This window comes from Desulfosporosinus acididurans, assembly GCF_001029285.1.
Lineage (GTDB): Bacteria > Bacillota > Desulfitobacteriia > Desulfitobacteriales > Desulfitobacteriaceae > Desulfosporosinus > Desulfosporosinus acididurans.
The window spans coordinates 308,735-335,282 of record NZ_LDZY01000003.1; the positions used below are offsets into that span (position 1 = coordinate 308,735).

Below are 26,548 nucleotides of genomic sequence, written 5' to 3' on the forward strand. Positions count from 1 at the left end.
TGTTCAAAAGGAAGAGGGAGGTGTTTTATGACGAGCAGTATACCAATGGTTGGAGATTTCGTAAGGGAATCGCTGGATTTACACTTATTTATGGCTCGAATTATGAAAGAACATGCAACGTTTATGCAAATAGGATTTCTGCCCAAAGATGTTACTTACACCGCTCAAGCAGAGGAGTTTAAATGTCAGTATGATGAAATCCTTAAGGAAGCTATAATGCTTAGTGATTGTACGGCATCAGAACGTGTGCTGCAATCGGGAGAATTAGTAACGGATAAAACACTTGGGGCAGAGCAAAAAACTCAAGAATTGACAGGGATCTATATTGAATGTTCACTAACGGTCGAGGAGTTAAAATTCAGTTCCGATCCGGGGACAATTCCCCAAGAGATTATTCCTAACGTTCAGGCCTTAAATGAAAAGGCAAAAATTTTAACGACCTCTTTTGCTGAGTTCAAAGCTATGATTTTAGACCAAGTGACGAAGTGTTGTTTGTTTACAAATCTCTTGCCATCTCAGTACTTCCACATTCATAAGGAGGCCCTTTTTTATCTAAAACTGATCAACCGTTTACAAAACAACCAATTTGTAAATTCTCGAGTTGAATTATATGAGCAGAAGGTATTTTGGGACGATATCATGGGAGAGCATGCTCAGGTTATTAGTCATTACCTAGATCCTTCTGAGAAGAATCTTATCAGTAAGGCAAAAGATTTTGATCGTCTGTTTAAGCGATTAGAGCAAAAATTAAAAGGTGAGAGGGCACGAGCAACACAGCTCGAACAATTGAGACAGGAGAATATTCAGGCCACGACGGCAATCGCAAATTTTAAAGCCATAAGTACAGATCTTCTTCTGGGCTGTCAAATACGATCTATGCTTACTCCTTTATTGACTGATCATACTTTGCGAGAAGCTTATTATTATTTAAGAATTTTGAAGACTTTAAAGCTAGTTTATCTTGGGCGGGGTTAGTAAGGCAGAAGGTCATACTTTCCTAAAGCGAGCGAAAAGAAACGTTAAGGTTTCAAAGTTCGCTTTTTTGGCTTTGCTTAAATTAACCAATTATTTTCGAATAAATTATAAGAATTTGGCAGAATCCTAGTTGAGAAGCTTCAATGGTGGAGGAATTCATGGAAGACGCTATACTTACGTTTAGTTTTGTTCTAGTTGCTTGGTTTTGGGGTGATTGGAAACAGTGGAGACAGTATTATTCTACAATTATATTTTGGGCCTTGGGTAATATGATTTATTGTTATCTTACGTTCAAAAAGCCTTTGTGGAAGTTTACGACGATTATTCCTGAATCAATTGCCAACATTCTTATGACTGTTGTTATTTTTCCGTGTGTTGCTTTATTATTTCTCCCTTATTTTCCGAGAAAGAATTTTTTTAAGCAATTAATGTATGTCTGCTTCTGGACATTCATTTTTTCATTGATTGAATGGTGGGCATTACGAATGCACCGCTTTACTCATTTTAACGGTTGGACCTTAACATATTCTGTGATTTTTAATTTTGGCATGTTTATTCTTCTTAAAATACATTATGAGAATCCGCGCTGGGCATGGCTGATTTCAATAGCTGCAGGCGTCTTTATAATGGCTTATTTTGAAATACCTTTCTGATGACATTGTTAGTTGTTGTGCATAATCAATGTAGTGCGGGAGAAAATAAGCGGATAAGGAGGAGAAAGCGTTGCGCAGCTGGATGAAAATGCTCAAAGAACTTACCCTTCGTCCTAAGGTTCATCAGGTTAGAAAGTCCCCTGCCTATTCCTTTGATGAAGACCTTGCTAAGCCGGTTTCGGGGCAAAAAGCAAAAGAAATTTTGTCTAAGAGCAGTGATATTGTTTTTCGGGAATTCTATCTTCAAGGAAAAGAATCTATTCCCTGCCTAATGGCAGGGGTTGATGGCCTAGTTGATAAAAACCTTTTGGATCAATTTGTATTAAAGCCTCTTATGGTTGATTTGCCGGGGCGTCGGGAATTAGCTCAGCTGACGTTGTCTAATGTAGTTGACAGCACTATTCAATATCTTCTGCCCGGTCTTGAAATCAAAAAAATCTCGAAATTGAGTGACGCCATTAACGCAATTTTGTCCGGTGATGCGGTAATTTTTTTTGGTGAGTCCAAGGAAGCAATTGTTATCGGAGCTAGAGGGTGGGCTAATGCCGGGATTAACGAACCTGTAGCTGAGTCAGTAATTAAAGGCCCTCACGAGGGATTTACAGAAACACTAAGAATAAATACATCTCTGTTACGGCGAAAAATCAAACATCCCTCCTTGAGGCTGATATCATTAAAGCTTGGTGAGTTAACTAATACTGATATAGTTGTCACCTATGTGGACAAGGTCGCTAGTCCTGATATTGTTTCCGAAGTATTGAAAAGGCTGAGCACCATTAAAATGGACGGGGTATTAGAAAGCGGCTATATCGAAGAAATGATTGAGGACTTTCCCTATTCGCCTTTTCCTCAAATTGCTTATACAGAAAGGCCCGATGTACTGGCAGGTAAGCTTTTGGAAGGAAAAGTGGGTATCATGGTTGATGGAACTCCAATAGTTTTAGTTGTCCCAGCCATTTTAACGCAATTTTTAAATGTTAATGAAGATTACTATCAACGCGCTATGACAGCAGTATTGTTTCGCTTTGTTCGCTATATTGGAGCCTTTATTGCTGTGACGGCTCCAAGTGTTTATATTGCAGTGACTACTTTTCATCAGGAAATTATTCCGACTGATCTCTTGATGAGCATTTCAGCAGGACGAGAAGGAGTGCCTTTTCCAGCTCTTTTAGAGGCTTTACTTATGACAATAGTCTTGGAGATCTTACAAGAGGCCGGGCTTCGTTTGCCGAGACCGATTGGTCAAACTATTGGTATTGTCGGTGCTTTAATCATAGGAGATGCTGCAGTAAAGGCTAGCTTAGTAAGTCCGTTGATGGTTATTGTCATAGGAATAACTGCCGTATCGAGCTATGCTATCCCCTACTACGATTTGAGCTTGGCGGTACGGCTTACACGTTTTCCACTTATGATTTTAGCCGGAAGTCTTGGCTTTTTCGGTGTCGCTGTCGGGTTTTATGCAGGTTTAATTCACCTCTTAAGCCTTCGTTCTTTTGGGGTACCGTACATGAGCCCTATTGCCCCAATGCGCATTCGGTCATTGTTACAGGATACATTTGTACGAGCTCCATGGTGGGCGATGAAACGAAGACCGCAGCTTTTGGAAATAGAGAACCCTCAATCAGGAGGGAAGGGAAAAGAATAACTATGGAAAGAATCTCTCCACATCAGTTCATGACCTTAGGGGGAGCTGTACTCATGGGTACGACATTTCTCCCGGTTGCGTCTATCGTCAGCAGTGCCGGCGGCCGAGACGGCTGGATGATTGTTTTACCCGCCTTTATCTTGGGGATACCTTATGGCTTAATGGTACTTTCATTACTGTCTCAATTTCCTAATAAAAATTTATTACAGGTTTCGGAGATAGTCTTTGGCAAAGGAATAGGAAAACTTATCGGTGTTCTTTATATCCTAATCACAGGTTATTTTGGCGGTTTGCTTCTGGGACAAGTAGGAGATATTTATGAACGTTCAATTATGCCCTTGACTCCCATAAGTCTGTTTTATTTAGGGACAATAATTCTTGTCTTTTATTTGTGTAAGTCCGGAATTGAAGTATTCGCCCGGTTCTCAGAAGTTATTTTTCCTTTGATTATCTTAGCATTAATCTTGAACTTAACGCTTTCAATCTCGCGAATCGAGCCGGGCGTGCTGCTGCCAATTCTCAGTGAAGGGGTAATGCCGCTTTTCTGGGGAGGTCTTAAAGTAGCTCCCTTCGTTATGGAATATATACTTTTCATGGCCGGGATTTTAGCATTCCTGCCTACTGATATGAAGGAGATTGGACAATTAAGGAGAGAAGTTTGGCGGGCAGTATTTTTGGTGGGGATCTTAGACATGTTTGTGGCATTCACGCAAATCCTTGTATTTGGGCCCTTCGAAACGACTCGGATTGTGTATGGTTTATTAGTTTTAGGGAAAATGGTAGAAGTAAGCCGCACAGTGGCAGGTGTTGAATCATTATTTTTGGGGGTTTGGCTTGGGGCCTTGGTCATAAAGATTAGCGCTTTTTTATTCACTGTAGTTTGGGGCCTGGAGACTGTAATGAACCTTAAAGGTCTAAAATGGGAAATTGCGGTTTGTGCGGTCTTTATGGGGATTGCCTTTGGTTTTGTAAGGGGATCTGTATTGATTTCTGAAATATCGTTCGTTGATAACTATCTTATTTTGCCATTCACCACTATTTGGATACTAGGACTTTGGGGAACAGCGCGCTGGAAGAAGGGGAAAAACATCCGTGGAAACTAGAAGACATCAAAAAGTTAATAGAATTGCGGCCTTAATTTTAATAGTATGTCTCTTATTCTTGCCGGGATGTTGGGGAAAACGGGAAGTTGAAGAATTGGCACCTCTGATCGGCGTGGGGTTTGATCTTGGAAAGAAGCCGGGAACATTTCTGATAACCATGCAATTAGCCAAACCTAAACAAGGCGGAGGAGAATCCGCGGCCAAAATCGAAGATCGAACCTTTAGTGTAGAAGTTGCCAGCGCTCGCGAAGCAACAGAAATGGTGTATAAGATTTCCAGCCGTATACCCTTTATGGGCTCTTTAAAGGTCATAGTTATAGGGGAAGGTGCGGCCAAAGCCGGTTTTACCGATATCATTGATTTCGCTCAGCGGTTTTCAGAGTTTCGGCGGACAATGTACCTTGTTTTGACAAAAGGAAAGGCTCAAACTCTTTTAAATATAAAATTGCGCGATGGAGAACTTCCGGCTATGAGCATTAAGAATCATATGGAGCAAGGCAATAATCTTTCTACCTTTCCTACAGTTCGGCTGGGACATTACTTAACAATTATTGGCTCACAGAGTACGGCTCCAATTCTTCCCGTCGTTGAAACTATAAAGTCAGGAGAGGATGGCATTGAATATAATAACGCAAAGGAGGGAAAGGAACTACATATACAAGGTTCAGGTGTTTTGCGCGGAGATCACTTAGTGGATTACCTTACAGATAAGGAAACTAAAGGGTACATGTGGCTTGAAAACAATGTTCAAAATTGTTTAATAAATACAATGGATGATAAAGACAAGGTTAGTTTTGGCGGACAAGTTTTGAAATCTAAGACTAGATATAAATTATTCGACAATAACGGAGTAATCGGTCTTCAGTACCAGATTCAAGCAAGTATTTCCGTCGATGAGGTAATGGGTGTAAAGCAACAACTTTCGGAACCGGAATGGGTCGATCTTATGAATCAGGCAGAAACTAGTTATGCCAAAGTCATTCAAGAAGAATGTGAGATGTCAATCAAAAAAGAGAGGGATTTGAGTCTTGATTTTTTAGGGATTGGGCGGCTGATTGACGAGAGAGACCCTTCGTATTGGAAGACCATAAAAGACCAATGGGAAGAGAAGATTGCAGATTTTCCTCTTAACCTGAATGTGCAGGTTTCTGTTCATCATTCAGGGATGTCAAGCAGCAGTTCTACGACTAACGATTAATTCAGTACGAGAAGGGGAAGAATAGGTGCAGGAGGAAGTACTAAGGGGGAACGTAACTATGATAAAATCAGATACTATTCAGTCAAGAGGCCCAAGTGAGGGAACCGACTCGATAAAGGATCAGAAAACGGTTATCAATAAAGGAAAGGTCTATCCGGTTTGTTATCGCTGTGCTCAAGTTCCTAAAAATGGATTATATGACGGATTTAGAATAAGAGGAATGTTTTTCTGCTCTGATTGTCAACGGGAGTTGTACTCTGCCGACCAGGATACTCCAGAATATCGAGAATTCTTAGTTTTAATCCAAGGACTTTTATTTTAATACTTATTATCATAACCCGGGATATTGATTCAAATCTCGGGTTATGAAATGTAGATGAAATATTGGCTTAGATGTGATAAAATAGTTTGAATATGATGTATTGATATAAAGCGTTATAAACCATTTAATGGAGGTTCATTGGTGGGTGATCTGGGAGAGGGATTGAGCCAATATCAGAAACAGGGGTTTTGCTCTTTCCATACTCCTGGCCATAAAGGGCAACAGGAGTTTTTTCATGACTTTGATTTCTGCGGATTTGATTTAACAGAACTTCCGGGACTCGATATGCTCCATTCACCGAAGGGAATTATAGATCAAGCACAGAAACGTTCGGCCGAAATATTTGGAGCGGATGAAACATTTTTTTTGGTCGGCGGGGGGACTGTCGGCAATCAGGCCATGTTTATGTCCCTTACGAATACGGTGAATCAGGTTATTATTGAAAGGAGTTCCCATCGCTCTGTAATGTCGGCTTTGGTTCTCAGCGGATTAAAACCGGACTATCTAAAACCTATTATTCATCCGGATTTTAACCTTCCCTTGGGTTTGGACTTACGTCCTGAGCGATTTCCTTGGTCAAATATCGCTGCCTGTCATGTTACTTATCCTAGTTATTATGGAACGTGTATAGAGCTGCGAGACCTTTTAAATAAAAGGACAAATTTAGCACCGGATGTGCCGGTGTTTGTCGATCAAGCGCACGGCTCTCATTTTATGGGATTCTTGTTTCCTGCGAGTGCCTTAACATTGGGTGCAGATCTTGTCTTACATAGTACTCATAAGACGCTTGCTGCTTTAACTCAGTCAGCTATGCTCCATGTTCAAGGCTCGAGAGTTTCCCGTATTCGATTAAGACAAAGCTTGGAACTGCTTCAATCATCAAGCCCCAGCTACCTATTGTTAGCGTCTCTGGAACGAGCCGGGGAATATGCTTTGGATCTATGGCGCTGGGAGTACCTTAAAGAAGAAGTCGAAAATCTTCAGCAAAGGGTTGGGGAGAAATTCCGCATACTCTCTCAGAACGATGTTGGGACTTATGGTATAGATGCTTTGGATTGGTCAAAAATTCTGATTAATACGCGGCCGCTGGGATTGCCTGCTTCTCGCTGTGTTGAATTTTTGCGTGGGGAATTTGGCCTGGAACCTGAATTATGGGACGAAGAGAATATTTTGTTTTTGCTGGGAATCGGCAATACCCCTGAGGACATTCGGCGACTCACGAGGGGGTTAGAAAGATTGGCTGATTGTACTCAGCTATTGTCTTTAGGATCTGAACATTTTAGAAAAAACGCTAGAGATGACAGAAGCGACGGTTTTCTTTTACCGCCCCAGATTCTCACACCACGAGAGGCCTTTTTTGCTAAAAAAAGGAGAGTTCCTCTGAAAGAGAGTTTAGGCCATATTGTCGGGGAAACTATTTCTCCATATCCGCCGGGTATTCCAATCGTTGTCATGGGAGAACAAATGACCCCGGAAGTTCTCGAGACACTGCTTGTTGTTGAAGAAGGACGTTGGCAAGGGTGGGAAGGCTGTGAAAGCCGAACAATTTGGATTGCGGAGGAGGAAAAAGGAATGTCATGAATCTAGCACAGGCTCTTTTAGAAAAGGCGGCTCGAGAAGAACAATTGGCACATCTTTTACTCTTCCATGGGGGAAGTGAATTACATCGGCGGGAAGAGGCTCTTCGGATCGCCCAGATTTTAAATTGTTTTTCGCCAAAATTAGAAAGACCGTGTCAAAATTGTATAGCCTGCCATAAAATTTCCGGTTTTAACCATCCGGATGTACTGTGGCTGAAACCGCTTAAGACAACGATTGGAATCGAACAAGTTCTTGCCTGGCATGAAAAGGTTTATTTAAAACATTACGAAGGAAACTATAAAGTTTCTATAATCGAACAGGCAGACACGTTAACGCTGCCTGCGGCGAATGCACTTTTAAAAGTTATTGAAGAACCTCCGGAGCATTGTGTTATTATCCTTAGTGCCGGAAATGCGGAAGGAATATTGCCTACAATACAAAGTCGTGCTCAATTAATTTATTTTTCTGATCCTCCCGAAGACGAGTGGCTAAGGGAATTGGGAGCGGAAAATCAGCAGGAAGCCAGATTAGCTCTGGAGTTAAGCGGGGAAAACCAAACCCTGGCGACTGCAATAATGGAGCAGGGTGTTTCCTCTCTTCAAGAATGGGTTTCTAGATTTTTTCAGGTTGTTAAGGATAAGGATTTTCTGGCGCTTTTTTCTCTTTTCCCCTTAGACAAAAACCAAGTAAGTATCTATCTGCAGGTTTTAGCTGTTAGGATACAGGAAGGCATCCGTAATGGCGCGAACCAACCTTTTGAACTTCTGGCAATTGGTAAAGCTAATGAAGCGTTAAGACAACAAGTAAATCCGAGATTGGTTATAGAAGTATTGGCTTTAGAACTATTTCAACAAGGAGGGGTTCTCTGTGATTGAGGTTGTCGGTGTTCGCTTTAAAAATGCGGGTAAAATATACTATTTCTCTCCGGGAGATCTTAAGCTTGAGGCCTCGGACCGGGTGATTGTTGAAACCGCAAGAGGTATTGAATTCGGTGAATTGGTGATCCCTCCTCGAATGGTAGCTGATGAGGAAGTGGTACTTCCTTTAAAGCAGGTTATTAGAAAAGCCACACCAGCTGATGAACAGTTTGTAGAGCAAAATAGAATAAAGGAAAAAGATGCTTTTCAAATTTGCTTAAAGAAAATATCCGAGCATCAGCTGCCAATGAAATTAGTTGACGTTGAGTATACTTTTGACGGAAATAAGATTATTTTTTCGTTTACAGCTGAAGGAAGAGTTGACTTTCGGGAATTAGTGAAAGATTTGGCGGCCATTTTCCGTACGCGTATTGAGTTAAGGCAAATAGGAGTTAGAGATGAAGCTAAGATGCTGGGAGGAGTCGGTTCCTGCGGCAGAATACTTTGCTGCACATCATTTTTGGGGGATTTTGAACCGGTTTCCATCCGTATGGCAAAGGACCAAAAATTATCTCTAAACCCAACAAAGATCTCTGGAATTTGCGGGCGGCTTATGTGTTGCCTGAAGTATGAAAATGGCTGTTATAGACCTAATGATAAGGAAATGTATGCCCAAGACTTAGAAGACATTAAGATGCTGGAAATTCTGGAGGAATCGAATCTTCTTGTCGATAACCCTGTCGCCAATGCTAGTAAAATGAATGGCAAACAGCGTTGTAATAGGAAAGGGGAAAAGCCCAAAGGAAAGAGTGATAAGGTATGAGTCAGTTAACTCAAGCCCTTACAGAAGTGGAAGAAAAATTGCGTTCCCTGCTGGAGGAAGTTAACCAATTGATACCTTACGTCAAGGCTTTAGAAGAAGAAAATATCAAACTAAAGCGTGAGTGTACTCTTCCGGAAAAGGAGACGGAGCGGGTTATTGCCAATGCCGAACATATCCAAGGTGTTGCCCATGATAACTTAGAGCGACTCTATCATGAAGGATTTCACGTTTGTCATCTTCATTTCGGGCAGCCTTTAGAAGGGGATTGTCTGTTTTGTATGGGCTTTTTACGGAAAGACTAGAATTAAAGGATATTTTAAGGTCGGGAGTCTTTAGACATGTTAGTTAAAGGTACATTATATGTATGTGGGACCCCAATTGGCAATTTGGCAGATATAACGCTGCGTGTCTTAGATACATTGCGGAATGTTGATTTAATAGCCGCTGAAGATACACGTCATTCACGTAAGCTTTTACAGCACTATCAGATAAGTACCCATTTGACAAGTTATCATGAGCACAACGAGAAGAAGAAATCGTTAGAACTCGTAGAACGACTTAAAGCAGGCCAAACAGTCGCTCTTATTAGTGATGCGGGACTACCTGGAATTTCTGATCCGGGAGGTGAGGTTGTTCGGCTGTGTCTTGAAGAAAATATTCCGGTGGATGTTCTGCCTGGACCGAATGCGGCTCTGACGGCTTTGATTTTATCGGGTATGCCGGCCGAACATTTTACGTTTTATGGTTTTTTGCCAATTTCAGCAGGGGAGAGAAAACGTAGTTTAGAAGGCCTGGCAAATCGTCAAGAAACTTTGATCTTTTATGAGGCTCCCCATCGATTATTAAGCACCTTACAAGGATTGTCGGAATCCTTCGGTGACCGTGAAGCTGCAGTTGTTCGTGAGTTAACAAAAGTGCATCAGCAAGTTCATAAGAATTATCTTTTTAAGCTAAGAGAAGAGTTTGAAAAGACCCCTCCGCGGGGAGAATGCTGCATAGTCATTGCTCCATTTGTGCCAGAAAAATTAGCAGGCGGGCCTCAAGACTGGTGTATTGAAGTCAATGAGGGAATACAGCGGGGGTTAACCAAAAAAGAAGCCATGAAAGAAGTAGCTAAGCGTTATGGAGTGAAAAAGTCGGAGGTATATCAAGCCTTAATCGAAGAATTAAAGTAGAATAAAAAGAAGGCCGATCCGGCCTTCAAGGAGAGTTTTTAATATCTCTATACACAAACTTCTATCTATGTAAAACTGTTAAGCTTAGACAGCTTTAGAACCGGTATCTACGTTGCCAAGGATAGCTTCTCCCATTGCAACAGCACATTCACGGCAAACATTTTTACCATGGAAAAGTTGATTGTCACTGGCATTACCACAAAATACACAAGCCGGCTCATACTTTTTAAGAATAATTCTTTCTTGGTCCACATAAATTTCCAGAGCGTCTTTTTCGTCAATTCCCAAAGTACGGCGAAGTTCGATAGGTAAAACAATGCGGCCAAGTTCATCAACTTTTCTCACGATTCCTGTTGATTTCATCATCTTCACTCACTCCCTTTACTACAACTTTCGACAGAAAACTACAACCTTATGATACCAATGGTTCCAATTAAAGTCAACCACTTTTAAACATGATTAGGAATTAAATTTCTTAAATAAAAAATAGCATTTACATATTAATTTTTTATTATGGATATACTTGACAAATATGAGTTAATGTGTCGATAATTCATAGATTGAGAGGAGATCTAACGTGAACTATTACATTACAACCCCAATTTTTTATCCTAATTCGAGTCCCCATATTGGCACTGCCTATACCACGGTTGCTGCAGATGTCTTGGCTCGTTATCATAGAATGCTGGGAGATCAGGTTTATTTTTTAACGGGTACCGATGAAAATGCGCAAAAGATTGTTCGTACTGCGGAAGCCCATCATCTTGAACCGCAAACTTATGTAGATGGTGTTGTAGAGCGCTTCAAAGAGTTGTGGAAATCATTGGATATTTCCAATAACGATTTTATTCGGACGACAGAGGAACGTCACGGAAAAGTGGTTCAACAAATTTTCGCCAAATTATATGAACAAGGTGATATTTACAAATCAGAGTATTCAGGCTGGTATTGTACACCTTGTGAAACATTCTGGACTGAAAGTAAGCTGATTGATGGAAAATGTCCCAACCCAGATTGCTTGCGCAGTGTAGAATTGTTAAAAGAAGAGAGCTATTTTTTCCGTTTGTCAAAATATCAAAATGCACTCCTTCAATACATTGAAGAACATCCTGATTTTATTCAGCCCCTTTCCCGGCGCAATGAAATGATTCGTTTTATTGAAAGCGGCTTAGAAGATCTTTGTGTTTCCAGAACGACATTTAAGTGGGGAATTAAGGTGCCTTTCGATCCCAAGCATGTGGTTTATGTTTGGCTTGACGCCTTAATCAACTATATTTCTGCTTTAGGTTACCCAGACGGAGAAAATTATCAAAAGTACTGGCCGGCTAACGTTCAAATTATGGGGAAAGATATCGTTCGCTTCCATGCGATTATTTGGCCTATTATTTTGATGGCTCTTGACCTCCCTCTTCCGCGTCTTGTTTATGGGCATGGGTGGTATTTGTCGAAAGATGGAGGAAAAATCTCGAAATCACGTGGGAATGTTCAAGATTCCTTTGAACTAATTAAAAGGTATGGTTCAGATGCTATCCGTTATTTTCTGTTGCGTGAAATGCAGGTTGGAACTGATGGAACATACTCTGAGGATAATTTAGTGGAACGAATTAATAGTGATTTGGCTAATGATTTCGGTAATTTTGTTTCTCGAAGTTTGGCTATGGTCGTTAAGTATCGAGGAGGAGTTGTTCCTCGACCAGTTCAAGATGGTCCTTTAGAGATGGAATTAAAAACCTTAAGTTCGGAAGTTAAAAAGGGCGTAGACGAAAGCCTTGGACGTTGTGACCTGGCAAGTGCCCTGGAACAAATTTGGCGTTTTATAGCCCGCTGCAATAAGTACGTTGATGAAACTGCTCCTTGGTCCTTAGCGAAGCAGGAGGATCAACAGGAGCGTCTTGATACTGTTCTTTATACTTTTGTAGAATCTATTCGAATTATGGCGATTTTGACCGCTCCCTTTATGCCGGGAATTACTCCTCGAATATGTTCACTCCTTAGCAGCGATGAGCATCTTATTCGCTGGGAAGAGGCGGATCAATGGGGAATCATAAATTCGGGTGCCAGCGTCCAAAAGGGTGAACAACTCTTCCCGCGAATTGATATTTCTCAATACGCTGAAGAGGTGGCGAAACCAGTGGAATCTGAACCTAAGCAAGAAACTAAACATGTGGAACTTGAACCAATGAAGGAAGAAATTAGTATTGAGGATTTTGCGAAACTTGATTTAAGAGTTGGAAAAGTTCTGAGTGCCGAGAAGGTTGCCAAGACGGATAAACTCCTGAAATTAGAAATCGAAATCTCTGGACAAGTGCGTACGGTTGTTTCCGGTATTGCTCAACATTATGCTCCGGAAGACTTGATTAATAAATCTGTAGTAGTTGTTGCCAATCTAAAGCCGGCAAAGTTAAGAGGAATAACGTCTCAGGGTATGATTTTGGCAGCATCACAGGGAGAAGTTCTTGAAGTACTTACGCTTGACAAAGAACTTCCTGGCGGAGCACAAGTGAAATGATTTGGGATACGCATGCGCATCTTGATGACGAGGTATATGAAGAAGATTTTCAAGATGTCTTAGAAAGAATTAAGTCTTCAGGAATTTCTCGAGTTACGAATGTTGGCTATGACCTTCCTTCTTCTAAAAGGTCAGTGCAGCTTGCCCAGAATTACGATTTCATCTATGCAGCTATCGGTATCCATCCTCACAATGCAGAAGAGTTTAGTGATGACGTTATGGCTCAACTGCAAGCTTTGGCTCAACAGCCCAAGGTTCTGGCCTGGGGGGAAATTGGCCTTGATTATTATCGGGATTTATCTCCACGAACTATTCAACAAGAGGTTTTTGTTCAACAGATTGACTTGGCCAACAAAGTTGGCCTGCCGATTGTAATTCATGACCGGGACGCCCATCAGGATGTTTTAGAAATTGTCAAAGCCCACCCGCCGAAACATGGAGGAGTCTTCCACTGTTATTCAGGTTCCTGGGAAATGGCGAAAGTTCTTTTAAAGCTTGGGTTCTATCTTTCTTTTGCCGGCCCTTTAACGTTTAAAAATGCCCGCCATACTGTTGAGGTGGCAAGAAATGCCCCCATCGACCGTATTCTTGCGGAGACAGATTCTCCCTATTTAACCCCGGAACCGCGACGAGGCAAACGCAACGAACCTGCTTATGTAAGGGAAGTAGTCAGGAAACTCGCTGAAATCAAAGAACTGAGCATTGAAGAAATGGCTCTCCAGACGATGCATAACGCAGAAACAATATTTAAGCTTGTTTAAACTGGTTAAAAAGGACCTTCAGGAGAAGGTTCTTTTTTTTGAATTTGCTTCATACCTTCTGATTAAGGAGGGATAGGATGTATTCGCTACCGATCACCACGTATTCCGATTATTGGCGGGCAACCAAGACTTGGAGTTCGTATCTGGGCGGTTTAGCAGTGTTTGCAGCTGGTACAAGATATTCAGCACTGAAAGCTCCAGATATATCTCAGACCATGTCTGTTCCTTATCAACAAGTAAAACAACCACAGACTATTCAAAAACCGAAACTTGAGATAGGCCTTTTAGACTCACGCAGGAAATTACTACGTGTCGGAAATATTAGTCGCGGAGCTCCTGCCTTAGGCGGCAGTAATTTAAAATCGCGTATTTCAGAGCCAAGCAGCCTGGAAGTTGTAAATGATGCAGGTAAACTTTACACAGCTGAAACGCTAAATCAGGTTAAGGATTCAAATCAGAACGATTTAGGGGAAACGTCGCAAAAGGAACATTTAAGTGAAGATAGGTCTATCAAGGGTTCAGGAAGCATGATGACGAGCGATATTCAAGTTGTAGACAAAGAAATTGCCTATGATACGCAGGTTATAGAATCGGATCAGCTTCTTCCCGGAATGAGCAAGGTTCAGGAAGAAGGGGAAACTGGTGTTTTGAGACAGGTGGTTAAGACCTATAAGGTAGATGGACAACCATTGAATCAACAAATACAACTTTCCTTTGAATTAAAAAGGCCTAAGAAAAAAGTTGTAATTCAAAACTCAAAGCCGGTTGTCGGAGAACACTTTGACATTGACAAATTGAATATTAGTAAAACGTTAACAATGGAGTCAACGGCTTATACTTATACAGGCAACAAAACGGCAACGGGACTAACGCCAAGACAAGGCATTATAGCCGTAGACCCCAGAGTCATCGCTATGGGAAGTAAAGTATATGTAGAAGGGTATGGGTATGCTATAGCAGCTGATACGGGCGGAGATATCAAAGGCAATAGGATTGATTTGTTTTTTACAAACCTTAGACAATGCTTGGATTGGGGAAGAAAGCCTGTACGCATACACATCCTAAAATCCATATAATGGAAAAAAAGTTTTTGACAACCAACTACTTATCAATTAAAATGAGGTTGGTTGATTGCTATGGGTTTTGGAGGGATTCAATGTTTCAGAATTCTCGAACTACGGTTTTGGCGTTAGTTCGCAGAGGTCGCTTAGGTAAAGCTGCAGTTGCCCTCGTGATTTTTTTCCTGCTTGCCTGCGGAATTCTGGCCTTCAATATGAAAACAATTAAGATTGAAGTTGATAACAAAGTAATACCTGTGACAACGATTTTTAATACTGTCGGGCAAGCCCTTGCAAATTCCAACTTAGAGTTTAACCCTGAGGATGTAGTGGATCCTCCTCGAAATTCAAGAATTACCAAAGGTATGAGGGTCGTTGTTACAAGAAGCATACCGATTCACCTTACTGTAGATAAACAGACTCTCTCAGTGAGGACTACGGCTAAGACGGTCGGTGAAGCAATTAATGATTTGTCAGAACGCTATGGCCTTCAAATTAAAGACGTCGATGAAGTTAATGAACCACGTTCCGAAGACCTTAAAGAGCAAATGGATATTAAAGTGCGAAGGTCTGTTCCGGTTGTTGTGCAAGCGGATGGAAAGACAATCAATACTTTTTTAGCGCCCCGCACAGTAGCTGAGGTCTTAAAGAAGTTGAATATTGTTTTGGGAGCAAAGGATAAGGTTTCTCTGGCGCTTAACCACATATTGACGGCTAATGAAAAGGTTAAGGTAGTAAGAGTGGCTGAAAAGGTGGAAACTGAGAAAAGTGAAATTCCCTATCAGATGGTAACTCAGCCTGGGGATTATCCTGTTGGATTACCTGATAAAGTCATTAGCCGCGGTTCTAATGGTATTCAGGAACAGACTATACGTTTAACCCTCGAAGATGGAAAAGAAGTCGATCGGCAAATTCTTGAGCAGCGTGTGGTTGCCGCTCCTATCAATGAACTCGTTTCTCGGGGAGCGCAAACATCTGTTTCTCGCGGCGGGCAGACGATTAATTTTAAAAAGGCCTATATTATGAGAGCAACGGCTTACTGTATTCCCGGCGGTATAACGAAAACTGGAGCGCCGGTTCAATGGGGAGTAGTTGCTGTTGATCCGAGGGTTATTCCTTTAGGCTCGAAGGTTTATGTAGATGGTTATGGGAGCGGACGTGCTTTGGATACAGGAGGCCTGATACAAGGCAATCGAATTGACCTATATATGGATTCTCAAGCGGCTGCAATGTCTTGGGGCGTTCGTTATGTATTAATTTACCTTCAGTAATTATGGTGACCATTCTCTTGTTGAAGTGGAAATGTTTTCAAAAGGCTCCTGAAAAGTTTATTCAGGGGCTTTTCCTATGATCATCAAACATCTATGCCCCGGGCAGCTCCACCGGACATCTTCGTGCTAAACCTTCGGATAATACCTAAGGCGAGAAGTTATAACTTTTAACTTAGGGTCATAGTCTTTAGGGTAACCTAAGAAACGGGGGAATTTGAATGCGTCTGCTTTTGGGAGTACCGGGAAAGAAAATGGCAATTGGTTTTGTTCTTGGGGTTATGAGTTTGTTAATTTTTTCAGTACTTTGGCAGGGCTCCACAGCAGTCGTTAGTCATTTCGCAGAACATTATACGGTAATGCTCGATCCCGGGCATGGTGGGTACGATCCGGGAGCAATTTCATCTCAGGGAGTTTATGAAAAATCGATCAACCTGCAAATTGCTCAAAAAGTTAAGGAAATGCTTAGGCCCTCCGGTATTGAGGTTTTTTTAACGAGAGAGGAAGATATTGACTATGTGCCTGCCGGAGTTAAAGGGAAAATTACGAAAAAGCAAATTGATCTAAACCGCCGTATAGCAATGGCCAGTCGAGCAAAAGCCGATGTGTTTGTCAGCCTTCATGTCAATGCTACACCTCAGGGACGGAATTCCGGAGCTGAGACATTTTATCATTATAAATCAAAATCAGGCAAAGAATTAGCTGAATTAATCCAACAAGAACTGATAAAAATACCAGCAATGAATCGAAGAATTGCCAAACCGGGAGATTTTTATATCATCAATAATACAAGTATGCCGGCAGTTATTGTTGAAGTAGGGTATTTATCCAGTGCTAAAGAACAAAAAAAGCTTCAACAATCATGGTATCAAGAACAATTATCCAGAGCAATTGCTAAAGGGATTGCCCGATATTTTGAAATACCATAATTAATAACTATAGGATAAATTATACTCTTAGAACTATCATACATAACGTTGTTTGAAGCGGGGAGAATAAAGTCAGTAACCGAATCTATTCGAAGGAGTTGAAGCGCAGCATGAAACGGTTTCTGACTTTTATGATGAGCAGTACCCTGATTCTGGGACTTGCCTTAACAGGATGTTCGAATGTACCGACTCCTAACACGCCATCAAATCAACAACAGCAAACTTCAAAGAGTACACAACCCCCGAAAGCTGAGGCTGGAGCCACTCGGGATTCTGTTTTGGGATCAGACAAACGAGTTGTTATGGGATTTTACACAGACCCAGAAGGGCCGACTCCCGGTTCAAAGGCATCTATGACCAAGAATGGAAAGATGCTTGATGAAGTTGCCTTTTTCTGGTATTCCTTTGATGGTTCAGGAAAAGTGATTCCAGCAGGAAATGTTGATATGAGCGCCAAAAATACGGCGAAAAAAAATGGTTCGAAAGTCTATGCCTTGGTTCATAACATGAATATGAGCGGAAGTGTAGGGTTTGATGCCAATTTAGCGCATCGTGTTTTAGCAAACGCCGGAGCACGTTCCAATTTCGTCACAAATTTGGTAAATCTCGCAATGAAAGATAACTGGGATGGAATTTCTGTTGATATCGAGAAAACACCACCTGCTGACCGCAACAATTTTTCGGCCTTTGTGGCGCAATTAGGCAAAGCATTGAAGGCCAAGGATAAAGTCCTCAATATCTCTATTCCTGCAAAGTTTGTGGATTATCCTTCTGATTTGTGGTCTGGTGCTTATGATTACGCGGCAATTGGTAAAGCAGCCGATCAAGTTGTTCTTATGACTTATGATGAACATGGTATGGGAACAACGCAAGGACCTATTGCTTCACAGGGTTGGGTTGATCGTGTTATTACCTTTGCAGTTGGCAAGATCCCCAGCAATAAGATCGTAATGGGACTTCCCGTATATGCTTATGACTGGGGTTCAAATAAGCCATTAATGCCGGATTATTTATCCTATGCTCAAGCTGTTGCACGAGCCAAAAAACATGGCGTTCAAATTTTAACTGATCCCAGTGCTAAAGTTCCACAGTTTACCTATACGGTAAATGGAGTTCGACACGAAGTATTTTTTGAAAATGCAGCAAGTTTAAAAACAAAAATGAAGTATACATTACAACACAAGCTGCATGGTGTCGCTATTTGGCGTCTTGGAATGGAGGATCCCTCAATTTGGAATTCTGTGTCGAGTACCTTTGGAACAAATAAAACAACAGCTAAGTAGTGAACTCGTTCAGCTAAGCTGAACGCCTAGCCCAGCCCATAACAAATGCTATCGCTTAAAACTCCCACTTGTTGAAGTGGGAGTTTTACATTGGATAAATTAAATCAAAATTTGAGTCTTTGCCGAATCTCAGGTAAGATAAAAGGAGTTGGAAACGGAGGGAATATTGTAGTGATCAAGGAACTTATAGTGGTAGAAGGGAAAAATGACGCCCATGCAGTTCGTCTAGCCCTGGGAAATGTTGATATTCTTTGGACTGAAGGCTTTGGACTAACAAAGGAAAAACTAGAATATATTGCTGAAATGGCAGTTCGCCAAGGTGTCATTGTTTTTACAGACCCTGATACCGTTGGAGAGCAGATTCGAAAGCGTATAGGTAACTATGTTCCTCAGGTTAAGCATGCTTATCTTAGTAAAAAGGCTGCGACGAAACGGGGAGACATTGGGGTGGAGAATGCCAACCTCGAAGAAATTCGCCGTGCTTTCGCTCATATTCAACAGGAGCAAGAGAGTTCAGTTGAGACATTTACCATGGACGATTTATGGTCGGCAGGCCTTGCGGGTTCGAGCCGGGCAAGTGATTTTCGCTTGGCCTTAGGGAGACGATTAGGAATAGGTGACAATAATGCTAAACAATTTCTTCACCGCTTGAACCGGTTTGGGATATCTCGAGAATTATTTTTTAAGGTAGTTGAGGAGGCTAGGCATGGAGAGTACTGCTGAATATGTCAGACGTCTCATCCGAAGTGGTTCACGTGCTTATAAATCCCTGGGACAAGTTTTTCTGGTCAGCGATCAGGCAATTGAGGGGATTGTTAAAGCAAGCACTTTTAGACCGGATGTGCCCCTGGTGGAAATTGGCCCTGGTCTGGGCGTCTTAACACGAGCTTTGGCCCCCAAAGTCGAAAAGATGTGGGCTGTTGAATTAGACTCCCAGAAAATTGATACTTTGAAGAAAGAGCTGCAGGGACTTCCCATCGAATTTGTACATATGGATGCACTTGAACTTAATTTAAAAGAACTTTGGGGAGATCAAAAGGGATATTTGGTCGGCAATTTGCCCTATTATATTACAAGTCCTCTCATCATGCATTTTTTAGATCAAGAAGACATTTTGAGCGGGATGACAATCATGGTTCAAAAAGAGGTAGCTGACAGGATAGCTGCCCGTCCGGGGAGTAGAACTTATGGGGTTTTATCCATAGCTGTTCAAGTTTCGGCCCAGGTTACAAAAGTAATGGATGTCATGCCCAGGGATTTTTGGCCGGCCCCGAAAGTAACATCTTCTGTGTTACGATTAGATCTTCGCCCTTATCCAGGTCTCGAAGTCGATAAAACAAAGTTTTTTCGAGTTGTAAAAGCTGCTTTCAGCCAGCGTCGTAAAACCCTGGGAAACTCTCTTTCTGCAGGTTTAGCCCTGGATAAGGAAGTTGTTGTTAAAGAATTGAATATGGCTGGAATCTCAGATGGACGACGGGCAGAGTCATTAAGCATTGAGGAATTTCAGATTGTAACGAAGTTATTTTACTCATAGTTAACTACAGAAGTAGAAAGTTTTTGAAGCAAGGTATGGTGAACCACTCCCACTTTTAGAAGAAGTGAGAGTCTTACGAATTGGATAAGTTAGAGAAATATCTTATAAAAGGAAAGCCTTATTGTATTAATTAGGCTTTCTTTTTTATACAACAACATTTTAGAAATGTCTATCTTTTCAGGAGCAAGCATAAAATTGGAGAAATTTCCGAATTCTATGGAAGCGTATTTTTTGTTTCAATATAAGGATTAAATTAAAGGGAGGATAGGTTTGAGTAAAGAAAGTAACCATTGGTTAATGAAGTGGTCAAATATTATTGCCACACTGGCGACAACTGTATTGGCAATAACTGCTTTAATTACTGTTTATTTGACGGTTGCCGCCTGGAAAGTACAGCAAGAAACAGCGCGGCCATACTTTGTTTTGAAGGAATCACCTCAAGTGGTTTTAGGGAATGAGCTGAGTTTAGAATTAAAATTTAATAATGTTGGAGTTCATCCGGCAGTAAATTTATCAAGTGAAACTATTGTCTTTGATGAAACATTATCGGGAGAACCGATTCACCATGACGAATCAGCCATTGTCAACGAAATTCCCAAAGATGCTCTGTCAAGTCTGGTAATGATACTTCCAAGTGAGAAGCCTAATTATCAGCAAAGTGATATCAAGCCTCATTATGTTGTTGTTGACTTACAATATGGAGATCCAATTTTAAATAAATCATATAACCAAACTATTTATATGAAATGGAATGGCATCGAAAAAGGCAAAGTTCAGCCAACGGTTCACGTTCGGGTCGATGAGAAGACGAAAGTATTACAATACTTTCAGAAACACGGGATAGACCTCAAAGAGAGGAGTTGATAGTTTCTGGTTAAACATTAGTTTCGTCTGATGATATTGAACTGCAAGCTAAGACAGGGGTTCTGGGAAGAATAACATGTTGTTCGTAAAATATGTCTCGAGATTTTAACGATTGTTCCCAAGTTTGGAGCAGATCAAAACGTCTTTCCGGATGATAACCAAGTAACTGATGCTTGCCGAGTGAACGAGTTGAAGGAAGATCTTGGCTCAGCGCCATTCCCATAAGGCAATCGCCGATAATGGTTTCGGCAATTAAGCGGGCATGGCCCCGATGTTTTCTGGGAGAGTGAAGTCTTTGATGGGGAATGGATGTTGCTACTTTTATCGCGAGATCCAATCTTTTGGCCCAAAATAAGGTGAGAGGCGGAATCGCAATAGCCTCAGAAGGGATATTTAACAAAGCCCGCTTGGAAAGGGCATGAGGTCCGTGTGTTGGGGTAGATAGGCCAAGACTTTTAAATAAATCGAGTTCGCGATTGAGCTTGGCACGAAATTTCAGAACAAGATTGGCCAGCTTTTGGCGGTTGGTTATATAGGGATAACAATTTGTTAGAGCGACATCAACTCCAGAGTTCACTGTTGTGATGAGAGAAAGCAGGTTTTGATAGATATCCCCGGACATATCGCCGTCAATAAAAAGGGTTCCATCTACGCCTAAAGAGCGAGCATAAAGGGACCCTACCGCTCGTGGTATATCAATGCCTAAAGGGTCAGAAAAGAACAATATATGGATACGGGAATCAGGAATGGAACGAGCAAGTTCTAAAGTCTGATCTGTGCAGCCATTGAGAACTAAAATAATATAATCTACGGGAAGACGCAAAACCGTTGTTAAAACTGCCAAAATGCTCTTCTCCTCATTTTTGGCGGGTATGATCGCTGAGAACATTCTTGCTCCTCCTTTGGGATTTACTAGTTATAGTATATGTCGTTTGCTGGTATGCGACATAAGATATAGCGAAAAGGGGAAGGAGGGGAGTCCATGTTTCGAGTCGGGGATATCGTAGCCAGACGTTCTCATCAGCAGGATATTTATTTTCACATCGTCAATGTCATTGATGGTAATCCTGAAGAGCGTTCGGCGATCATCAAAGGGCTTAATTTAAGGCTATTAGCTGATGCTCCGTTTTCGGATCTTGTGTTTAAAAGTCCAGTCGAAGTAATGAACTATGAACGAGAAGATAATAAAATGATCTATAAAAAGTTACACAAGCTTACAAGTCAGAGAAAGGCAGTACAGGACGACTTAAAGGAATATTTTGAAATCCCCGGCCGGGTTCTGCAGTTAGATGGGGATCAAGAGTATTTAAATCAATGTATAAGGACCTATCGTCAAATGGGAATTGAAGCCAAGGGGATTTGTAAAAGTGAGGTAGAACAACCAAAAGTAATTCGTAAAATTTTGCAAGAAAATCCAACGGATATTTTAGTGTTAACTGGGCATGATGGATTTCTGCGAGGGAAAAAGGATTTTCATAGTCTAGACAGTTATCGGAGTTCGAGGTATTTTGTAGAGTCAGTTTTAGAGGCCCGCCGCTTTCAGCCTAATCGAGATGGCCTGGTTATTTTTGCCGGGGCCTGTCAATCTAACTATGAGGCTATTCTGGAAGCGGGAGCAAATTTCGCTTCATCACCGAAGAGGATGTTGATTCATGCTTTTGATCCGGTGTTTATAGTCGAAAGAATCGCTTTTACTCCCATGGATCAAATTGTCTCAGTCAAAGACATTTTAATGCATACAATCACAGGAACGGACGGGGTTGGCGGGATCGAGACACGGGGGCAAATGCGGCGAGGTTATCCGAGAAGCCCTTATTGATGTGTTAGAGAGCGGTTGTGTTTAACAGACCGCTCTCGTTTCTCTTAATCTCATTTTTATCCACTTGTATCAATGGATGGTTCCTTGCTATCTACGATTGAATTTTAACAGGTGTGCCTATTTCTACATGTTGGTAAACAAATTCCGCGTCCTGGTTATACATGCGGATACAGCCTTTCGATACAGCTTGACCAATACTGGCTGGGTTATTTGTGCCATGAATTCCATATTGAGGAAGAGAAAGGCCCATCCAGCGGCTGCCAAAAACTCCTCCGGGATACATAGCTTTGGCTGCGATGTAGAAGAAACCATGGGGCGTGGGAGTTTCGTTTTTGCCAACGGCAATTGGAAAACGATATATTAGGCGGTTGTCTTCGTAAAGCTCAAGTTGGCGGCGTTGAGTATGAACAACAAGAGAAGAACTGGACATTGATTTCATGCCTCCTTTCTTCACTAAAGGGTATATTTCATGGTATGTAAGGAATTCTTGAATGTTCGTTGCATAATACCCCTTCTTTAGGCGGAAAATAAAAGGGACTGGAGGGATTTTTTTGACAGAACATGTGGAAGGAAGGCTGCTCATCATTGGCGGCGCTGAAGATAAAAAGAATGAGTGTAAAATTCTCAAACGCTTTGTTCAAGAAGCAGGGGGAAAGGAGAGCCGGATTACGGTTTTGACAGCCGCAACAGAATTACCTTTGCAAGTGGGAAATGAGTATCATTCCTTATTTCTTGAATTAGGGGCGCGAGAGGTACAGGTTCTCGATGTTTCTGATCGTATACAGGCCAACAGGAGAGGGATTGGTAAGGAGTTTGAAAACTCAACAGGGGTTTTCTTTACCGGCGGAGATCAATTAAGAATTACCGGTTTGTTGGGCGGAACTATCTTGGGAAGTACACTCCAACAATTATATGAACGTGGAGTTATTATTGCAGGGACCAGCGCAGGGGCTTCTGTGATGTCGGATACGATGATCGTAGGCGGCGAAGCAGGGACTGCTAAAAAAGATTCTTTAACCATGGCGCCGGGACTCGGCCTTTTGCGTTCTGTAGTTATTGATCAGCATTTTGCTCAACGGGGACGGATAGGTCGTCTCTTATCAGCAATATCTCACAACCCTTATGTTCTTGGAGTTGGCATCGATGAAGATACGGCAATTTTAGTTCAAGATGATGCAAGGTTTACTGTAGTGGGCAGTAATACAGTAACGGTGGCAGATGCATCTTCCTCCACTACCACTAATGTTTCTGAAACAAGTCCGGGCCAGTCCTTAGTGTTAAGTCCGATTTTGCTGCATGTTCTATCCGATGGTTATGGCTTTGACCTTAAACGAAGGGAATCCTTACTATAAAGGACTGATTTAGAGGGAGGAATACCAAACGGAAAAAAGGTTAAAACTATTGTAGTATGATCCATGCTATTGAAGGGAGAAAAACAACATAATGGAGATAAGAGAAATCCAAGCGATCGAAGGGGCTAATGTTTATTGCCATCGGCCAATTATTCGAGCGATTGTGGATCTCCAAGAATGGACGGAACGCTTCAGTAATGAGTTAGGAGATTTTTCTTCTCGTCTTATCCAAACGTTGCCATCATTAGGTGAGCACTATTGTTCCAAAGGGAAACCGGGAGGTTTTTTAGAGCGTTTGCATGAAGGCACTTTAATAGGACATGTGATTGAGCACGTAACTATTGAATTGCTGACCCAGGCGGGGCAGACGGTTAAATACGGCAAAACAATGGCTATCCTTGAAGAACCGGGCTGTTATGAAATTATCTTTAACTATGAAGCAAAAGAGGGGGCAATTGAAGCGTTTCGCCAAGGATTCGCTTTAGTTAAGGCTCTTTTGAAGAACGGAAACTATAACGTTTCAGAGGCAATTCGGAGAATCGAAAATGTAATGAATGATTATAAACTTGGAGTTTCAACGCAAATGATTGTTGATGCATGCCAAGAACGGGGTATCCCTGTATGCCGGTTAAATGGCGGCAGCTTGCTCCAATTAGGTTATGGCCGCAGTCAACGACGGATTCAGGCGACCGTTACCGGAGAAACTTCAAGTATTGGGGTAGATATTGCCTGTGATAAAGAATTAACGAAGAAGATCCTTAGTGAAGGAGGAATTCCGGTTCCCTGGGGAGTAATCGTTAACACGGAAGAAGATGCTGTAGAGGCCTTTCTTGAAATGAATACCACCGTAGTGATTAAACCTTTGCGAGGTAATCAGGGAAAGGGGGTTACTTTACAGCTCTCAGATGCCAGTGAAGTTAAATCTGCTTTTAAGGTTGCTCAAACTTATGGAGAATGGGCTATCGTTGAAGAATACATTTCCGGACAACATTATCGCTTGGTCGTTGTGGGAGGGCGTTTGATAGCTGCAGCCCAAAGAATTCCGGCACATGTGGTAGGCGATGGGGTATCAACTATTGCTGAATTAGTAGACAAGATTAACAAGGATCCACAGCGCGGGGATGATCATGAGAAAGCTTTAACGAAAATTAAGATTGATCCAGTGGTGCTTCTGACACTTTCCCAAAAAAGAATGACGACTTCCACCATTCCATCCTTGGGAGAGATTGTTTATTTGCGGGATAGTGCCAATCTGAGTACCGGAGGTATCGCGCTGGATGTGACGGATCAGGTCCATCCTGATAATGTCGAGTTAGCCGTATATGCTGCTCGATTAATTGGGTTAGATGTTGCAGGGGTAGACATAGTTATCGAAGATATTGCAGAGTCCTATCGAAACAATAATGGGCATATTATTGAAGTTAACGCAGCACCAGGTATACGCATGCACCATTTTCCAAGCATTGGTCAATCGCGGGACGTTGGAAAGGCTATTCTTGATCATATCATGCCAACAGGAAACGGGAGGATTCCTATAATCGCCATTACAGGTACCAATGGGAAAACCACAACAACTCGGATGATCAGCAAAATGCTGAGTGACCAACAGCTTCAGGTAGGTATGACCTCAACTGATGGCATTTATTTTAACCAGAAATTATGGCTCAAAGGAGATATGACAGGACCGGAAAGTGCCAAAATTGTTTTAAGGCATCCGGATGTCCAGGTGGCAGTTCTTGAAACCGCACGGGGAGGGATACTGCGAGCAGGTTTAGGTTACGACTATGCTGATGTCGCGGTCATCACCAATGTTTCAATAGATCATCTCGGGCAGTATGGAATCGAAACCCTTGAGGATATTGCCCATGTCAAGAGCCTTGTCGCGGAGGTTGTTAAACCTCATAGTTATGTTGTATTAAATGCTGATGACCCCCAGGTTGTTGCTATGGCTAAACGCACACAGGGACGAGTTATTTTATTCAGTACAGAGAAGGATAATATTCATGTTCGAAAACACCTGGGTTTAGGCGGAACAGCTGTCTTCGTCATACGCGGAATGATTGTACTTTGTCAGGGCTCAGAAAGTTCTCGAATCTGTTCAGTAAAACAGCTTCCGGTTACATGGGACGGAAAGGCAAAACATAACCTCCAAAACGCGTTAGCGGCTGTTGCTGCAGGGTGGGCTTTAGGGTTAAGCGCTGTAACGATACGAAATTCTTTGAAAGCTTTCTCTTCAGACGTAAATTGTAACCGGGGACGTTTAAATCTTTATGAATTAAATGGGATTCAAGTTGTTGTTGATTATGGACATAATGCTGCTGGAATTGGGGAAGTATGTAAGACCTTAAAACAACTTAGCTGTAAATCCTTAGTAGGGTGCATTACCGTCCCGGGTGATCGTCCCGATGAGCTGGTGCGCGAAGTTGGCAGGGTTTCCGCTCAAGGTTTTAACCGGCTTGTGATTCGTGAGGATACAGACTTACGGGGACGAAAACGCGGAGAAATTGCCAATATCCTTTATGATGAAGCGGTCCGTTCCGGAATGGATAAAAATAAGATTATAATAGTTCTTTCCGAAATAGAAGCATTTAAGCAAGGTCTCAATAGTTGTAAATCCGGAGATACCTTTGTCATGTTTTATGAACATCTCGAACCGATTGAAGAAGAAATTCAGCGGAGATTGGAGCTGCAAACCGAAAGTAAAAAATCTATCCCCCATGAATTGGCGGTCGGAGGTTAATACTAATTTAGTGAACTCGTTCAGCACTCCCACTTGTAGAAGTGGGAGTTTTACGGTTGGATAAATTTGTGAATTATGAAGCGATGGAATTCCTTCGCT

At 41.8% G+C, this 26,548-nt stretch carries 26 protein-coding genes; 23 read left to right on the forward strand and 3 right to left on the reverse strand.

What is annotated here, in order from left to right; all coding sequences use genetic code 11:
• The first annotated feature begins 27 nt into the window (after positions 1-27).
• The 11 genes from DEAC_RS05330 (at position 28) to rsmI (ending at position 10,332) form a co-directional block, all read left to right on the forward strand.
• Positions 28-975, forward strand: a complete 948-nt coding sequence (locus tag DEAC_RS05330) for a DUF2935 domain-containing protein (protein WP_047808983.1) — start codon at positions 28-30, stop codon at positions 973-975.
• Positions 976-1,133: 158 nt separating this feature from the next.
• On the forward strand, positions 1,134-1,628 hold the full coding sequence (locus DEAC_RS05335) for a CBO0543 family protein (protein ID WP_047808984.1): 495 nt from the start codon (positions 1,134-1,136) through the stop codon (positions 1,626-1,628).
• Between the two features lie 70 nt (positions 1,629-1,698).
• Entirely contained in the window at positions 1,699-3,273 is a 1,575-nt protein-coding gene (locus tag DEAC_RS05340) for a spore germination protein (protein ID WP_083995913.1), read from the forward strand.
• 2 nt (positions 3,274-3,275) lie between these two features.
• A complete protein-coding gene (locus DEAC_RS05345; protein ID WP_047808985.1) occupies positions 3,276-4,376 on the forward strand; it encodes a GerAB/ArcD/ProY family transporter in 1,101 nt (366 codons plus the stop codon).
• Positions 4,366-5,574, forward strand: coding sequence for a Ger(x)C family spore germination protein (locus DEAC_RS05350; protein ID WP_047808986.1), 1,209 nt, complete (start codon positions 4,366-4,368; stop codon positions 5,572-5,574). Before DEAC_RS05345 ends, DEAC_RS05350 begins: the two co-directional genes overlap by 11 nt.
• Positions 5,575-5,632: 58 nt before the next feature.
• Entirely contained in the window at positions 5,633-5,896 is a 264-nt protein-coding gene (locus DEAC_RS05355; RefSeq protein WP_047808987.1) for a sigma factor G inhibitor Gin, read from the forward strand.
• A gap of 141 nt (positions 5,897-6,037) precedes the next feature.
• Complete coding sequence (locus tag DEAC_RS05360; protein WP_047808988.1) at positions 6,038-7,477, forward strand: aminotransferase class I/II-fold pyridoxal phosphate-dependent enzyme; 1,440 nt, start codon at positions 6,038-6,040, stop codon at positions 7,475-7,477.
• Positions 7,474-8,352: a DNA polymerase gene (locus DEAC_RS05365; protein ID WP_047808989.1), complete on the forward strand. Its 879-nt coding sequence runs from the start codon at positions 7,474-7,476 to the stop codon at positions 8,350-8,352. Before DEAC_RS05360 ends, DEAC_RS05365 begins: the two co-directional genes overlap by 4 nt.
• Positions 8,345-9,157 (forward strand): PSP1 domain-containing protein, encoded by an 813-nt coding sequence (locus tag DEAC_RS05370; RefSeq protein ID WP_047808990.1) that lies wholly within the window; start codon positions 8,345-8,347, stop codon positions 9,155-9,157. The genes DEAC_RS05365 and DEAC_RS05370 overlap by 8 nt, the downstream gene beginning before the upstream one ends.
• Positions 9,154-9,459: an initiation-control protein YabA gene (locus DEAC_RS05375; protein ID WP_047808991.1), complete on the forward strand. Its 306-nt coding sequence runs from the start codon at positions 9,154-9,156 to the stop codon at positions 9,457-9,459. Before DEAC_RS05370 ends, DEAC_RS05375 begins: the two co-directional genes overlap by 4 nt.
• 36 nt (positions 9,460-9,495) lie before the next feature.
• Positions 9,496-10,332: a 16S rRNA (cytidine(1402)-2'-O)-methyltransferase gene (gene rsmI, locus DEAC_RS05380; RefSeq protein ID WP_047808992.1), complete on the forward strand. Its 837-nt coding sequence runs from the start codon at positions 9,496-9,498 to the stop codon at positions 10,330-10,332.
• 84 nt (positions 10,333-10,416) lie between these two features.
• On the opposite strand, the gene DEAC_RS05385 is transcribed toward rsmI, so the two are convergent.
• Complete coding sequence (locus DEAC_RS05385) at positions 10,417-10,695, reverse strand: AbrB/MazE/SpoVT family DNA-binding domain-containing protein (RefSeq protein ID WP_041276183.1); 279 nt, start codon at positions 10,693-10,695, stop codon at positions 10,417-10,419.
• A 214-nt stretch (positions 10,696-10,909) separates the two neighbouring features.
• On the opposite strand from DEAC_RS05385, the gene metG reads away from it, so the two are divergent.
• From metG to DEAC_RS05430, 9 genes are all read left to right on the forward strand, one after another.
• Positions 10,910-12,841 carry a methionine--tRNA ligase gene (metG, locus tag DEAC_RS05390; RefSeq protein ID WP_047808993.1) on the forward strand — a complete coding sequence of 644 codons (1,932 nt, stop codon included), beginning with the start codon at positions 10,910-10,912 and terminating at the stop codon, positions 12,839-12,841.
• Complete coding sequence (locus DEAC_RS05395; RefSeq protein WP_047808994.1) at positions 12,838-13,602, forward strand: TatD family hydrolase; 765 nt, start codon at positions 12,838-12,840, stop codon at positions 13,600-13,602. Before metG ends, DEAC_RS05395 begins: the two co-directional genes overlap by 4 nt.
• Before the next feature lie 77 nt (positions 13,603-13,679).
• On the forward strand, positions 13,680-14,678 hold the full coding sequence (locus tag DEAC_RS05400; RefSeq protein WP_047808995.1) for a G5 and 3D domain-containing protein: 999 nt from the start codon (positions 13,680-13,682) through the stop codon (positions 14,676-14,678).
• An 80-nt stretch (positions 14,679-14,758) separates the two neighbouring features.
• Entirely contained in the window at positions 14,759-15,931 is a 1,173-nt protein-coding gene (locus DEAC_RS05405; protein ID WP_047808996.1) for a resuscitation-promoting factor, read from the forward strand.
• Between the two features lie 218 nt (positions 15,932-16,149).
• Positions 16,150-16,857 (forward strand): N-acetylmuramoyl-L-alanine amidase family protein, encoded by a 708-nt coding sequence (locus DEAC_RS05410; RefSeq protein WP_047808997.1) that lies wholly within the window; start codon positions 16,150-16,152, stop codon positions 16,855-16,857.
• Between the two features lie 110 nt (positions 16,858-16,967).
• A complete protein-coding gene (locus DEAC_RS05415; protein WP_047808998.1) occupies positions 16,968-18,140 on the forward strand; it encodes a glycosyl hydrolase family 18 protein in 1,173 nt (390 codons plus the stop codon).
• 171 nt (positions 18,141-18,311) lie between these two features.
• Positions 18,312-18,863: a ribonuclease M5 gene (gene rnmV, locus DEAC_RS05420; RefSeq protein ID WP_047809074.1), complete on the forward strand. Its 552-nt coding sequence runs from the start codon at positions 18,312-18,314 to the stop codon at positions 18,861-18,863.
• Positions 18,847-19,674, forward strand: a complete 828-nt coding sequence (gene rsmA, locus DEAC_RS05425; protein ID WP_047808999.1) for a 16S rRNA (adenine(1518)-N(6)/adenine(1519)-N(6))-dimethyltransferase RsmA — start codon at positions 18,847-18,849, stop codon at positions 19,672-19,674. Before rnmV ends, rsmA begins: the two co-directional genes overlap by 17 nt.
• Before the next feature lie 297 nt (positions 19,675-19,971).
• The gene (locus DEAC_RS05430; protein WP_047809075.1) at positions 19,972-20,538 is read left to right on the forward strand and encodes a hypothetical protein; all 567 of its coding nucleotides are present in this window, start codon (positions 19,972-19,974) and stop codon (positions 20,536-20,538) included.
• Between the two features lie 10 nt (positions 20,539-20,548).
• Here the strand turns inward: DEAC_RS05430 and DEAC_RS05435 are convergent, their stop codons facing one another.
• Positions 20,549-21,427 (reverse strand): glycosyltransferase family 2 protein, encoded by an 879-nt coding sequence (locus DEAC_RS05435; protein WP_047809000.1) that lies wholly within the window; start codon positions 21,425-21,427, stop codon positions 20,549-20,551.
• A 93-nt stretch (positions 21,428-21,520) separates the two neighbouring features.
• On the opposite strand from DEAC_RS05435, the gene yabG reads away from it, so the two are divergent.
• On the forward strand, positions 21,521-22,357 hold the full coding sequence (yabG, locus tag DEAC_RS05440; protein WP_047809001.1) for a sporulation peptidase YabG: 837 nt from the start codon (positions 21,521-21,523) through the stop codon (positions 22,355-22,357).
• 91 nt (positions 22,358-22,448) lie between these two features.
• On the opposite strand, the gene DEAC_RS05445 is transcribed toward yabG, so the two are convergent.
• A complete protein-coding gene (locus DEAC_RS05445) occupies positions 22,449-22,796 on the reverse strand; it encodes a L,D-transpeptidase (protein WP_047809002.1) in 348 nt (115 codons plus the stop codon).
• A gap of 112 nt (positions 22,797-22,908) precedes the next feature.
• On the opposite strand from DEAC_RS05445, the gene DEAC_RS05450 reads away from it, so the two are divergent.
• Both DEAC_RS05450 and cphA read left to right on the forward strand, forming a co-directional pair.
• Positions 22,909-23,709, forward strand: coding sequence for a cyanophycinase (locus tag DEAC_RS05450; RefSeq protein WP_047809003.1), 801 nt, complete (start codon positions 22,909-22,911; stop codon positions 23,707-23,709).
• Between the two features lie 91 nt (positions 23,710-23,800).
• A complete protein-coding gene (cphA, locus tag DEAC_RS05455) occupies positions 23,801-26,449 on the forward strand; it encodes a cyanophycin synthetase (RefSeq protein ID WP_047809004.1) in 2,649 nt (882 codons plus the stop codon).
• The last annotated feature ends 99 nt before the right edge of the window (positions 26,450-26,548 follow it).